Here is a 14,706-nt window from a genome sequence, read left to right as displayed (position 1 = left end):
GTCATTTTTGTTTTATACTTATCCATGTTGTAAGTCCTTTGTTTTGGTCTTGGATAAGTCATCCAACCCCATTATAAAGGACTTTTTTATATCATGAAACAGTTAAATTTTTAATGCAACACTAGTGAAATGGTTTAAAGAATATGAAGTGAACGGCGATCTTTCCAGAACCTCAAAAAGAAACCGTGTGTTTACGCAAGAAGAGAAGCAGTTTGCTGTCAATCACTATATCGAATACGGTCGCAATTATTCTAGAACTGTTCGCATGTTGGGTTATCCAGACAGAAATAGCCTAAGCGATTGGTGTAAGGATCTTGCTCCTGAAGCTCGTAAAATCAGGCGCAGTAAGTTAAACTATTCTCAAGAGCAGAAAAAAGAGGCCGTTATCCATCTTGTGAGCCGAGAAACCTCTGTCCAAAACATTGCTGAGCGACTACAGGTTACTCGAAAAACGCTCTATGATTGGAAAGAGGAGCTCGTTGGAGAGGAACTTCCACCAAATATGTCGAATATGCCTGACAGTCCTCACTTAGAAGAATTAAAAGATGAAGTTGATGGTTTAAAACGAGAAGTTTATCGATTACGAATGGAAAAAGATATATTAGAAAAATCTTCCGAACTAATAAAAAAGAATCGGGCATCAATCCAAAACAACTCTCCAACAAAGAAAAAACATGGGTGATTGATGCCTTGAAAACTATTTATCCTTTGACATCTATGCTTGAGAACTTAAATTTAGCCAAGAGTAGTTACTATTACCACAGAAGTCAGTCTGTTTTACCGGACAAATATGCTGATCTACGGGCCTTGCTCAAAGAAATTTTTATAGAAAATCGTAGTTCCTATGGCTACCGTCGAATGCATGAAGCTCTAAAAAAACAACATATTATCGTTTCCGAGAAAGTCATCAGACGGATTATGAAAGAAGAACAGCTCACCGTTCGGTCAATCAAAAAGAAAAAATATAGTTCTTATGCAGGTGAGATAACTCCCGCTACACCTAACCATATTCAGCGAAATTTCAAAGCTGAAGAACCCAATGAGAAGTGGTTGACGGACATTACAGAATTTCGGATTTCTGCCGGAAAAATTTATTTGTCCCCTATTATTGATTGTTTTGATGGGGCTGTAGTCAGTTGGACAATCAGTACACAACCGAATGCCGAACTAGTTAATAGTATGTTTGATCAAGCGCTTGAGACACTCTCTGGCGATTCAAAGCCAATTGTACACTCTGACCGCGGTGCACACTACAGATGGCCAGGATGGATTAAACGGATTAAAACCAACGGTTTGACACAGTCCATGTCTAAAAAAGGCTGTTCCCCAGATAACTCGGCTTGTGAAGGCTTTTTCGGAAGACTTAAAAACGAGTTCTATTATGGCCTTAGATGGGAAAACACATCGATTGACGAGTTTATCGAACTATTAGATGACTATCTTCATTGGTACAATAATAAAAGAATCAAGCTATCCCTTGGAGGACTCAGTCCGATTGAATACAGAAAGAGTCTAGGTTTAGTTGCTTGAAAAAGTCCAAAAAAACATCCGCACCTCCCGCTGGTACATTCAACTGGCAGTAGTCATTTTTAGCTAAAGATTCAAATTCAAAAAATCACACTGCAGTCTAATAATGTAAAAGTTATCAAAAGGGACCGACTCATCCGGAATATAAAACTGGATATAGCAGAATCACCTAGGATAATCTCACCCGAACAAATTCAAGCTGTGTATAAAGACTTATATAAGTATGCCTTGTCGGATGACGCGACGAAACAAGCATATATTGCGGGGGGTTAAGGGGAAGGTTTAGATTAATTGTAGGTGAATGCTTAACAGAAACAGCTACACTAAGATAGACCATTGGTTTAGTCGGTCTAGGAAGCGTCGGTGCTGGTTCAGCAGCTCACTTCATTAATAAGAAAAGATAATTTAGCCTAACAGTTAAATAGATTTGATCAAATACCCCTATGACAGAACTCGAAATGTGAGTTTGTTGTAGGGGACTTTTTTGCCTACGAATCCAATTCATTTAAAATTTCAGTGTAACTTTTCTACTGATTTTCTATTAGAAAGAAAGTTAATTCCAAAAAAATAAATAATTTAGAAAAAAGATTCCAGAAATGCTTGCTTTATTGAAAACGCTTCAGTATAATTCAAAGTATAAAGAAAATAAGATTAATGGAGGAGAAAAAAATGACTATCTCATTAAGAAATAAGTTTTTATTTAGTTCGGCATTATTGTCCCTTGTTCTGGCAGGTTGTGGAAACGGCGACACTAACGATTCTGATTCAGGTGACGACGTTAACGATGAAAGTGTGACAGAAACTGATGACAACGAAGCTACCGAAGACTCAAGTAATTTATCAGGAGAAATCACTTTCTGGACTGCGTCTTTATCAGGTGATCCTTTTGATGGATATTTTGAAGAGATAAAAAGTGATTTTGAAGACATGCACCCTGATGTTACAGTCACCATTCAGGATACGCCCCAAAACGAAATGGAACAGCGTGTATTGACATCGCTGACAGGTAGTGACGCTATGGACGTTGTAAACTTGAATCCACACTACATGGCTAATGTTGCAAGCCAGGGTGGGCTTCTCAATATGGAAGACTACTTAGATGATGATATTTCTTCTCGTTTTGTAGAAGGAGCTTTCGAGGCAGGCTACTACAACGATGAATTGTTTGCGCTACCATGGTACTTAACAACAACAGTCAGCTGGTATAACGGAGATCATTTTGAAGCAGCAGGTATTGAGGATGTTCCATCAAGTATGCAGGAAGTCCATGAGGTTTCTAGGGCTATAACTGAAGAAACAGGTAATCCATCCTTCTTCCAAATCATCAATGATGGAAATACTATTATGGAAAAGATGGTGACCATAGCTGATGGAGACAATATTGTTGAAAATGGAGAAGCTGTTTTCCACAACAATGAAGACATCTTAGAGTTCTTTGAAACCATCCAAGAGATGTACTCTGAAGGGTTGATCAGCCAGCAAAACGCTGAAGGTTCAATTGGTGCAGCACAGGAACTATTCATGAACGAAAATCTATCATTAGTTGAAGGTGGTATTACGTTCTTAGGTCCTATTGAATCAGGAGCCCCATCTGTTTATGAAGCATCACAAGCTGGCCAACCTCTAGATGGCGAAGACGCACCGATGAATATTGCGGTTATGAACTTGGCTGTACCAGCTAATACGGAAAACCCTGAAGCAGCTGTGGCCTTTGCAGAATTTGTTCTAAATGCTGAAAACCAGCTTGAATTTGCTAAATTAGCCGGAACTGTTTTGCCATCAACTGTCGAATCATTAGAAGATGACTACTTTACTGATCCGGGTGACTCGCCTAAAGCGACTGGTATTCAGCAAGGTGCACAGGCCTTGGAAAGAGCACGGGTATTGATTCCATTGACAGGCAATAACTTTGACTTAAGAGAAATGACACGAAATAAATTTGTTGAAGTCATGATTGGTGATGTTTCTGCTGATGAAGGACTAAACCAATTAGCTGATGAATGGACACAGTCGTTCAGCAACTCAGATATTGATGTTTCATTCTAACTGATAACTCTCTTGTAAAGACTATCTTTAATTAGATAGTCTTTACTTAATAAGAGTGAGCATAGAAAGTAAGATTTAGGAGGAAAGCAGTTGAAACTAACTTTAAACAGCGAAAGACAGACTAGACTTAGAAAAAGAAAGCAGTCAAGTCCACTAACCCCTTGGTTGTTTATGTTGCCGGCTCTATTAATGCTTGGAACATTTTACATTTATCCCATTATTCAATCTTTTTTATGGAGTGTGCAAGACTACCTTCTCATAGCAGGAGAAGGGGAATTTGTAGGGATTGATAATTTTCGTTTTATATTTCAGGATCCTCTTTTTAGAAGAGCATTGATGAATTCACTTTTATTTTTGGCGATTGTCTTACCCTTTAACATCTTCCTACCAATGATTATTGCATCCTTAGTTAATCAAAAAGTAAAAGGCATCGGCTTCTTTCGGGTTGTTTATTACTCGCCTGTCGTGACACCAATGGTCGTAGCAGCCTTAATGTGGAGAATGCTATATGCAGAGTCGGGCTTTATTGGTAATTTAGTTCATTTTCTTGGATTATATGATAGACCGACCAACTTGTTAATGCAGTCAGCTACAGCACTATTAGCGGTCACTATAATAACGGTATGGAAAGGCTTAGGTTATTATATGATGATTTATCTAGCGGGAATGCAGTCAATTTCTGATGAAGTGTATGAATCTGCAAGCATAGACGGAGCAAATCCAATTCAAAAATTCTTCAAAATCACAGTGCCCATGCTGGCACCGAGTGTCACACTTGTTTCCATAATGACTATAATTAATGGACTAAAAGTCTTTGAAGAAATTGCTTTGACTACTGGCGGTGGACCAGCTGGTTCAACCACTACTTTAGTTATTTACATTTTCGACAAATTCAGAAGTTTACAGGTCAGTACTGCATCAGCAGCTGGAATAGTCCTATTACTTCTAGCAGCGTTTGGGTCTATTGTTCAGTTGAAACTGAATAGTGGAAAAGAAAGAGATCTGAAAGGGTAAAGGGGATTCTTATGAGTAAAATTAAAAATCAATTCTGGCTCTATATACTAATTGTATTTTTTGTCTTTATTACAGTAGGGCCATTTATATTTACATTATTTATCTCATTAAAAGGACCAGCAGAAGGTGTCTTCACTTATCTCCTTCCGCGAGATCCGACTTTTCAGAATTATATTACTGCCTTTAGACAAGCTCGTTTTGATGAATACTTAATTAATACAGCCATTGCAGTGTTCATAGCTGTTCCGGCGAATATTATATTTTGTAGTCTGGCTGCGTATCCATTAGCCCGCATGGATTTTAGAGGAAAAGGTATCATTTTAATAACGATTATCGCGACTATGGCTGTACCCTTTCAATTATTCATGGCACCGCTATTTAATCTGGTCGGTAATTTAGGGTTAAGAAACAGTTACGTCGGTTTAATTGTTTTGCAAGTAGGGACAGCTTTTGGTATTTTTCTTGTAAGGCAATCCTACTTAACAATACCAAAAGCATTAGAAGAATCAGCGTATATGGATGGAGCCAACAAATTACAAGTATGGTTTAAGGTTATTTTACCAATGATAAAGCCGACACTTATCACACTCGGTATTTATACATTCACATTTACTTGGGGTGACTACCTATGGCCCTTAATAAATACTACTGATAGTGATATGTACACTTTATCTATTGGACTTGCACAATTATCTCAAAGTTTTGATGGGGCAAATATAAAATTAATCAGTGCAGCCTCTCTTTTAACAACTATTCCATCTCTAGCGATATTTATTTGGTTGCAGAAGTATTTTGTCGGCACAACAAAAGGTGCGGTTAAAGGTTAAATTATTTAGAATGTAGGTGGAAAAAAGTGAGAAATTTTTTAACGATTGATATTGGCGGCAGTCTTATCAAATATGGAATTATTAATGAAAACGGCGTATTGCTGTACAAAGCAGAAACAGAAACGGATGCTCACTTAGGTGGCCATGCTATTTTAAATAAAGTAATACATTTAGGAAGCGAACTACTTAAAGAATATTCTGTTGAAGGCATTTGCGTTAGTACAGCCGGGCAAGTGGATTCGAGACTGGGGAAAATCATTTATGCGACTCCTGATATCATCCCAGACTACACGGGTCTGTCAGTCAAGGATGAACTGGAAAAAGCGTTTAAATTATCAACTGAAGTAGAAAATGATGTGAACTGTGCCGGCTTGGCAGAATCGTGGCTAGGCAAAGGGAAAAATGCTAAAAGTCTTTTCTGTCTGACAATTGGAACAGGAATTGGCGGAAGTTATATCTTGGATAATCAACTGCACACTGGCTTTAGTTATTCAGGTGGCGAAATTGGCTATATGCTGATAAATGAAGGGCAGACATTACAGCAGGTTGCAGCTACCAGTAGCCTGATTCAAGATGTCTCAGAAAGAAAAAATGTGGATTCAAAGACCTTGAACGGGAAAATTATTTTTGAACAAGCTAAACAAGGGGATCAGGACTGCATCGATGGCATCAATCGAATGGTCAAACATCTAAGCAAGGGAATTTCCACAATCATCTATATGATGAATCCAGAAATGGTCGTTATTGGAGGAGGTATTTCGGCACAAGAGGAGTACCTCAAGCCATTAATCTACAATGAGCTAAAAGAAATCATGGTTCCAACTATATTAAATCAGACAAAAATTGAATTTGCTGGAAATATGAATGATGCCGGACTTATCGGGGCTTTGAGAAATTTCATGATAAAAGAAGCCCTGCATCCTATCAATAAAATTGTGACGTCAATTGATTCAAACCGTAATAAAATGACAAAAAAAGAATTGGTTATTGCCGACTATATCCTGAATAATTTATCAGAAGTTCCTAACTTGACCATCAATGAGATGGCGAAAAAAATAAGTGTAGGAGAAGCTTCAATTAGTCGCTTCACTAAAAAAATTGACGTAGGTTCTTTCAACAATTTAAGAATGCTGACCAGTCGAGCGACCGCCAGCAAAAAGAAAATGGAAAATCGGAGCAATCATTACCATTCAATTAAAACAGTGTACGATGATGTTATTGCCCGCTTTGAGGAAAGTGCAGTAGCAAAGGATATTAATCTTATAAAAGAGACACTGACAACTAATGAACGGTTCTTCTTAGTCGGTAAGCATGCACTTGAGAAAGAGCTGACTTTTATGAAAGATAAGCTATTGGAATTTGGTTACGATGTCCAGCTGTTTACAGATATCTCGCAGCGAACTTTATCCAAAAAAGTTCTCAACAATAATATAAAAGTGCTTATTTTTGATGTGGAAGGCTATGACACGAATTTAGTTGACTATGCAAAAGAGGTCAACCAGATTACGGAAACAATTGGACTGACTTCTCAAACTGATTCACCGCTGGCTAGAAGTGTAGATAAGATAGCGATTCTTCCATTTTCAAGAAAAGAAGATCGAACAAACGCCTATGAGGTTTCCTTTTATTTCTTTATGGACTTGCTAACGGATGCTCTTTTGAAATCTGAAATAAAAACAGAAAAAAGACAGGAAAATGTATCTAAGTTAAATCTTATTGATTAAGGAGTGCACCATGGATATTTTATATCTTCCTATAGATGAACGACCATGTAATACGACAATTGTAGAAATGATAGCAGACACTGGTTCTGACATTCATTTGAAGATGCCACCAGTAAAATTGTTGGGAAGTAAAAAGAAGGCTGCTTTAACGGAAAAATTATGGGAATGGGTCGGAAAAGAGGCTGCCAACTGCGATGGTCTGATTTTTAGTCCGGAATTAATGTTATACGGAGGGCTGATTCCGTCACGCTTGCACCATTTAAACGAGGGCAAACGTCAGGAGATGCTGGACAGGTTAACTAAAATCAAGCAAAAAAACCCCGACATTAAGATAGTTTCCTCAACCATTGTTATGCGAACGCCGAAGTACAATTCATCTGATGAGGAACCAGATTATTATGAGGACTACGGGCAATCAATTTTTCTGTCGAAATATTTAGAAGATAAGAAAAAGCGAATGGGTTTATCCGAGGAAGAGGAAAGGCAATTAAAAAAAGCTGCAGATGAAACTCCTCAAGAAGTCATTGCCGACTACGAGACTAGAAGGGCGTATAATCTTGAGACGTCGTTTTCAATGCTTGGTTTAATCTCAAAAGGCATTATCGATTTTATTGTTGTTCCTCAAGATGATAGTGCTGAATTTGGCTATACGGCTATTGATCAGAAAAAAGTATTCGAATTCATCAATAAACAAAAACTCAGACAGCAGACACTGGTTTATCCTGGCTCTGATGAAGTGGGAGCGTCATTACTGGCGCGTCTAGTGAATGAACAAAAAGGACGACAACCAAAGATTTTTGCTTTTTATAGCAGCACCCTAGGCCCATCTCTCATACCAAACTATGAAGATCGGCCGTTTAATGAAACATTAAAGAAGCATATCTTAGCCGTGAATGGGCGATTAGTGGATTCTATGAACGATGCTGATATCATTCTCGCTTATAACACACCCGGCAAGGTTATGCAGGAATCTTGGGAGCAGCAAAAAGAAGTGGATTCCACTTATTATTCTTTCAGAGACATCCAGACATTTGTTGAGAGGATAAAAGAAGGCTTAAGAACTGGGAAGAAAGTAATTGTTGCGGATTGTGCTTATTCAAATGGTGGAGACAAAGAACTGTTGGATTATCTCTTTCAGGAAAAGGTCTTTTTAAACCTGCATTCTTATAAGGGATGGAACACGAATGCGAATACACTCGGAACTACTCTGTCTCAGGGGTGCGTGGCTGACCGTTTAAGTAAAAAAACGGTAAAGACAAACATTTATCATTTGCTGGATGACTATATTTATCAGGCTGTTGTGAGGATGAAGATGACTGAAACGGTACTTGAAGATGAAGGATTGAACTATTTTGATTTGCAGGATAAAGCTAAAGGTATCAACCATTTAGTCAGTGAAGACATACTAAGGGTAGTTAAAGAAGACTTTCCTGAATTAACTGAAGAAATTGAGATCAGTCATTTAGCTTCAAGGAGCCCTTGGAATAGGATGTTTGAAACAGAGTTAACATTTAATCTAACTATTATGGCAGGTGAGTTTATTGATTAAATACAATACACAGGTTCTTGTTGTTGGAGGGAGCATAGGTGGTACTCTAGCTGCCCTTTCAGCTGCAAAGGAAAATAAAAACGTTGTTTTAACTGAAGAAACGGATTGGATTGGCGGTCAGTTAACAAGCCAGGGGGTACCGCCAGATGAACACCAATGGATTGAAGAAACTGGTTGTACCGATACATATCGACAGTTTAGAAATCGTGTCAGACAGTATTATAAAGATAATTATCCGTTGAATGAAAATGCACTAAATGATTCCAAGTTGAATCCAGGAGAAGCATGGGTATCCAGGTTAAGTCATGAACCGAAAGTAGCCTTGAAAGTACTGGAAGATATGCTGGCGCCCTATATCAATAGTGGCAGAATAACATTGATTAAACATGTCAAACCAGTTAATTGTATTTTAGAAAATGATACGATAAAAACAGTAGACTTTAAATCAGTCTTCACTGAAAAAGAGCTCTCTGTCTCTTTTGATGTGGTAGTGGATGCAACGGAGTGCGGCGATCTTTTACCTCTAGCACATGTTGATTATGTACTAGGTTCTGAGGGACGCTCTCAAACAGGTGAACAGAATGCACCTGAAGATAGTAATTCTCAGGATATGCAGTCATTTACCTATGTATTTGGGGTTGATTACATTGAAAATGGTGACTTTACGATAGAAAAACCTGAAGACTATGACTTCTGGAGAAATTATATTCCTCCCTATCACTTCAATTCTTTACTAGACTGGCGAGTCGGGCATGAGAATGATGAAAGTTCTGTCCAGACATTTGCTTTGTTTCCTAACAAACAAGAAAAACCTGCTCTATTTACTTATAGAAGAGCCTTTTCGAAAGCCTTACTTAAAGACCCGGTTTATGAGGGAGATGTTTCATTGATTAATTGGCCGCAAAATGATTACTTCTTAGGGTCAATTATTGATGTATCGGAGAAAGAAAAAAATAAGCATATAAAACAGTCCAAACAACTCAGTTTATCTCTACTCTATTGGCTTCAGACGGAAGCACCTAGAGAAGGAGGGAGCAAGGGTTATCCTGAACTGAGGTTGCGAAAAGATCTATTTGATACAGAAGATGGTTTGGCCAAGTATCCCTACATTAGAGAATCTAGACGAATAAAGTCTTTATATACTATTAAAGAAGAAGATGTCAGTATAGAAAGCCGAAAATCTGATGGCATTAAGGAATACGAAGACAGTGTAGGAGTAGGGAGCTATCATCTTGACTTGCACACAACAACGCAGTCAAAAAGAAGTATGTATATTCCGACGTATCCTTACGAAATACCTTTAAAATCATTGATTCCTGTCAAGGTGACGAATTTAATTGCCGGTTGCAAAAATATTGGAACGACTCATATAACGAATGGCTGCTATCGTCTTCATCCAACTGAGTGGAATATTGGCGAAGTGGCCGGTTACCTAAGCAGTTACATGATAGATAAACAGTTGACTGCACAAAAAGTTGCAAGATCAACTGAAGCAACTCAGCTATTTCAGCAGCTTATTTCTGAACAGGGTGTACAACTTCACTGGCCGGATTCAGTAAAACAAGAAGTCTTAAAGTCAGACTAATCAAGAAAGGATAATCATATGTTTTGGGAAAAAGAAAAATTCCTCTCGCGGGTCAAGGAAGTGCATCAGCACCGGTACACCAAAAAGTATCCGATTGATAGTTTTTGCATGGAAGAAGATGCCAGTGACTTGATTGCGCCTGGCATACCTGTGTTTTCAGACAATACAGAAGACTATTTTAAACAAGGAGACTACTGGACTGGCAGAGACCGGTATGTATGGCTGCACAAGCAGGTGGATTTACCTGTTCCAATGGAAGGACATTCGCTCGTAGCTTATTTCGATTTTGGCGTGACCGGAGACGGTAACAGCTCCGGAACGGAGTCGCTCCTTTTTGTTGATAAGTCTCCCTATCATGGCCTGGATAAAAATCATAGAGAAATTACTTTGAAAGAAGAATGGCAGGGAAAGACACACGCCTTTGATATAAGGTTGTGGTCCGGCATTGAGGCAGGCGGCAAGCATATAACGCAAAAGCATGTATTTAATGAGGCGTATATAGCGGAACTAAATAGTGAAGTGGATGACTATTACTGGAGACTTCGTACAGCAGTTGATTTACTTTTTCTGAAAGATACGGATGCCAATTTACTGAGTCAGCTATCCACTGTTATTGATCACTCATTAAAGCAAATTGACTGGAGAGAACCGAAAAGTGATGGCTTTTATGAGTCAATAAGACTAGCCAATCAGTTACTGAAAGATCAATTAGCTGATCTTAAGGTGAATCATCCTGCGACTGTTCATACTATTGGTCACACTCATATCGACGTTGCCTGGCTTTGGCAGCTCAAGCATACAAGAGAAAAAACAGCTCGCTCGTTTTCAACTGTCTTGGCTTTAATGGACGAGTATCCGGAATACACATTTTTACAAAGCCAGCCCCAGTTGTACAAGTACCTTAAAGAAGATTTTCCGGAGATTTATCAGAAGATTAAAGAAAAAGTCAATGAAGGAAAATGGGAAGTCGGAGGGGGAATGTGGCTTGAAGCAGACTGCAATATCCCTTCAGGAGAATCACTTGTCAGACAATTTCTACATGGCTACCATTTTTTGAAAGATGAATTTGGTGTGGAATCTGATTATTTATGGCTCCCAGATGTATTCGGTTATAGCTGGGCACTGCCACAAATACTGCAGAAAAGTGGGATTAAAACCTTTATGACCACTAAGATAAGCTGGAGTCAATATAATCGCATGCCGCATGACACATTTAACTGGAGAGGCATAGATGGAACAGAAGTACTGACTCATTTCATCACGACGCCAGATCAGAACGGCTTATGGTATTACACCTATAATGGCGATATGAGTGCTGAATCCTTAAGTGAGCTGTGGCAGAATTACCGCAACAAAGACATCAACCAGGACCTACTTATTGCTTATGGCTATGGTGATGGCGGAGGCGGTGTGACGAAAGAAATGCTTGAAATACAAAGAAGTGCAAGCGAAATGCCTGGTCTACCTGACGTGAAACAGACAACTGCCAAAGATTACTTTGAAAAACTTCACGAGAATATTAGTGATACAGACCGTTACGTCCATACTTGGGATGGCGAATTGTACTTGGAGTATCACAGAGGGACTTACACAAGTCAGGCTAAAATTAAAAAGCTGAACCGAGAATTTGAAATTCGTCTAAAGAACCTTGAAGCCTACTGTACGCTAGCTTGCCTTAATGAACAATCCTTTGATAACTATCCTCAAGAAGACATTCAGTTTATTTGGGAAGTTCTATTAAGAAATCAGTTTCACGATATTATTCCAGGAACGTCCATTAAAGAAGTCTACGAGGATGCCTTCAAAGAATTTGAAACGGCAGACAAGAAAATAAAAGACATCTATGACCGCTTTTGTAAAGAGGAGAGCACCGAATGGGCTTTATTCAACTCAGATTCCTTTACTCGGTCGAGTCATGTTTTATTGACTGAAGAAACTGAAATGAATTTTGACACAGAGATTGTTGAAACTCAAGAAACAGAAGAAGGTACTTTAGTCTTCATGCCTGAAATAAAACCTTATTCATTTTCAAAAATGAGTGGCTTTAGTCAAAGTGTTAGTGATGAGCAGGAAGTATTTGACATTAAAGAACACACAATCACTACACCCTACTACAGTGTTCGTTTCAATGAAATGGGTCAGATTGCCTCACTTTATGACAGGCGTCTTAATAAGAAATGGATAGAAGAAGGTAAAGTGGGTAACGAATTGCAGGTTTTTGAAGACAAGCCGTTGACCTATGATGCCTGGGATATTGATATTTACTACCAGCAGAAACAATACCCTGTATCACAGCTGATTAAAATGGAATGGGTTGAAAAGGGCCGCCTACGTGCCACACTCAAAGTCGTATGGGCATATAATAAATCAACCATTAGTCAGCGTATTCATTTTTATAAAAACAGTCCAAGAATCGACTTTGAAACTCAGGTTGATTGGGATGAATCTCAGCAACTATTAAAAGTCGCTTTTCCTGTTACAGTGAGATCAACAGAAGCAACCTATGATATTCAGTTCGGGAATGTCAAACGACCAACCCACTGGAACACCAGCTGGGACTATGCAAAGTTTGAAACGGTTGCTCATAAGTGGGCTGACTTATCAGAGAGAAGCTATGGTATCGCATTGTTGAACAACTGTAAGTATGGCTATGATATTAAGGACAACATTATGCGTTTATCGCTGATTAAATCGGGCATTCATCCGGATCCTGAAGCTGACAAAGGAATGCATGACTTTACGTATTCCATCTTGCCTCATTCAGGTGACTGGTACGAAGGGAATGTCGAAAGAGAAGCATGGGATTTAAATAATCCATTGAAGCCTGTAAAGGCAAGTAAAAGTCTATTAACAAGAGACAGCTTCTTCAAGATTGATGCTGAGAACGTCATACTTCATACGATCAAAAAAGCAGAAAAAGAAGATAAGATAATTATAAGGTTGTACGAATATGCAGGTGCCAGCGCAAGAGTTAATCTGTCTACATCATTAGATATAAAAGAGTGGGTAGAATGCGACCTAATGGAGAGGCCTCTTTCAAACTCTGTCCATCATGGTGAGATAACTTTCAACATCAAACCATATGAAATAAAGACTTTTTTAGTAACAGTTTAGATGTAAACCATAAATGCTAGGAGAATGTTAATGATTGAGAAAATAAAAGGTGGACTTGTCGTGTCTTGCCAGGCACTGGATAACGAACCCCTTCATAGTTCATTTATTATGAGTAAAATGGCTAAAGCGGCTGAAGAAGGCGGAGCAATTGGGATTCGTGCCAATTCAAAAGAAGATATTTTAGCGATTAAAGAAGAAACTGATTTACCCATTATTGGAATAGTCAAAAGAGATTATGACGATTCTAATGTTTATATTACTGCAACGATGACAGAAATCGACGAACTGATGGAAGCCGGATGCGACATGATTGCACTGGATGCAACTAGTCAAAAAAGACCAGAGGGTGAGAGTCTGGAGACCTTTGTCCAGGCTATTCGAGAAAAATATGGAGATGTTTTGTTGATGGCTGATACGTCTACTTTAGAGGAAGGTATTGAAGCAGACCGCATAGGCTTTGATGTGATTTCAACTACCCTCGTTGGCTATACCGATTATTCAAAAGGGCAGGATATTTTCAGCAACGACTATGAACTGCTTAAAGCGTATATAGAAAAGACTAATTGTCCTGTAATTGCTGAGGGTGGTGTCGACACACCGGAAAAAATGCGTGGTTGTCTTGAAGCCGGAGCCCATTCAGTAGTCGTCGGTAGTGCGATAACACGTCCTCAACTGATTGCTAAAACATTTGCAGACGCGATAGGATAATATCTAGATACTAATTTAGAAATAAGTGTCTATTTGCCTCCTATTTACAGCTTAGAAAAAATTAGGAACACAGTGATCTTAAAAAGTTAAACATAAAAACAGAGTAGTTATTTGCTACTCTGTTTTTATGTGTGCAGATATGTATGTGTTCCTGCAGATTTTTTTGTATTAACCTAAAACTATTTTTTCGAAATATGGCTATAAAATTGAATTTTATGAATCAATAACTCAGGTGATTATTTCGCGCTCACAAGTCCATCAATACCCAATCCGAGTCCACCAATTCACGAATCAAGTCCGCCTCTGCTATCTGCTCGAATTTGCACTTCAAGGCAATCAATTCGCACATCAAGTCCACTTACTAGTCTCTTTTATGTATAGTAATTTTAGAAGGTAAAACTTCTAAAAAATACATGAAGGAGGCTATTTTTATGCCCAGAAAGATTCCAGTGAAGTTAGTGATGCAGTATCGAGATCAAGGTTTCTCTCGAAACATGATTGCTAAAACACAGAAAGTAGGACGTAGTTCAGTTAGTGATGTCTTCCAACGAGCAGATCGATTTAATCTCTCCTACGAAGATATAAAAGAGCAATCTGAAAATGAGGTGTATC

Annotated in this window: 9 protein-coding genes and 2 pseudogenes; all 11 read left to right on the top strand. The window is 38.5% G+C overall.

What is annotated here, in order from left to right:
- Nucleotides 1–265: 265 nt before the first annotated feature.
- Nucleotides 266–514, top strand: a pseudogene (locus ACYQ4S_RS08295) (transposase); the annotation flags it as partial.
- A 45-nt stretch (nt 515–559) separates the two neighbouring features.
- Nucleotides 560–1,530: pseudogene (locus ACYQ4S_RS08290) on the top strand (IS3 family transposase); the annotation flags it as partial.
- A 666-nt stretch (nt 1,531–2,196) separates the two neighbouring features.
- Nucleotides 2,197–3,573 carry an ABC transporter substrate-binding protein gene (locus ACYQ4S_RS08285; RefSeq protein WP_459770511.1) on the top strand — a complete coding sequence of 459 codons (1,377 nt, stop codon included), beginning with the start codon at nt 2,197–2,199 and terminating at the stop codon, nt 3,571–3,573.
- A 90-nt stretch (nt 3,574–3,663) separates the two neighbouring features.
- Nucleotides 3,664–4,587, top strand: a complete 924-nt coding sequence (locus ACYQ4S_RS08280) for a carbohydrate ABC transporter permease (protein ID WP_459770510.1) — start codon at nt 3,664–3,666, stop codon at nt 4,585–4,587.
- Between the two features lie 11 nt (nt 4,588–4,598).
- On the top strand, nt 4,599–5,414 hold the full coding sequence (locus ACYQ4S_RS08275; RefSeq protein ID WP_459770509.1) for a carbohydrate ABC transporter permease: 816 nt from the start codon (nt 4,599–4,601) through the stop codon (nt 5,412–5,414).
- Nucleotides 5,415–5,440: 26 nt separating this feature from the next.
- Nucleotides 5,441–7,138 (top strand): ROK family protein, encoded by a 1,698-nt coding sequence (locus ACYQ4S_RS08270; RefSeq protein ID WP_459770507.1) that lies wholly within the window; start codon nt 5,441–5,443, stop codon nt 7,136–7,138.
- Nucleotides 7,139–7,148: 10 nt separating this feature from the next.
- Entirely contained in the window at nt 7,149–8,687 is a 1,539-nt protein-coding gene (locus ACYQ4S_RS08265) for a DUF4127 family protein (RefSeq protein WP_459770505.1), read from the top strand.
- On the top strand, nt 8,680–10,272 hold the full coding sequence (locus ACYQ4S_RS08260) for an FAD-dependent oxidoreductase (protein WP_459770503.1): 1,593 nt from the start codon (nt 8,680–8,682) through the stop codon (nt 10,270–10,272). Before ACYQ4S_RS08265 ends, ACYQ4S_RS08260 begins: the two co-directional genes overlap by 8 nt.
- 18 nt (nt 10,273–10,290) lie before the next feature.
- Entirely contained in the window at nt 10,291–13,386 is a 3,096-nt protein-coding gene (locus tag ACYQ4S_RS08255) for an alpha-mannosidase (protein WP_459770502.1), read from the top strand.
- A 24-nt stretch (nt 13,387–13,410) separates the two neighbouring features.
- Nucleotides 13,411–14,094, top strand: coding sequence for an N-acetylmannosamine-6-phosphate 2-epimerase (locus ACYQ4S_RS08250; RefSeq protein ID WP_459770501.1), 684 nt, complete (start codon nt 13,411–13,413; stop codon nt 14,092–14,094).
- Nucleotides 14,095–14,525: 431 nt separating this feature from the next.
- Nucleotides 14,526–14,706 (top strand): hypothetical protein (locus ACYQ4S_RS08245; protein ID WP_459770500.1); only part of this gene is annotated, 181 nt, incomplete at its 3' end.

This window comes from Alkalibacterium sp. s-m-28, assembly GCF_054658175.1.
Note: the sequence above shows the minus strand (reverse complement) of the source record. Positions and strands in the feature narration are given on the sequence as shown.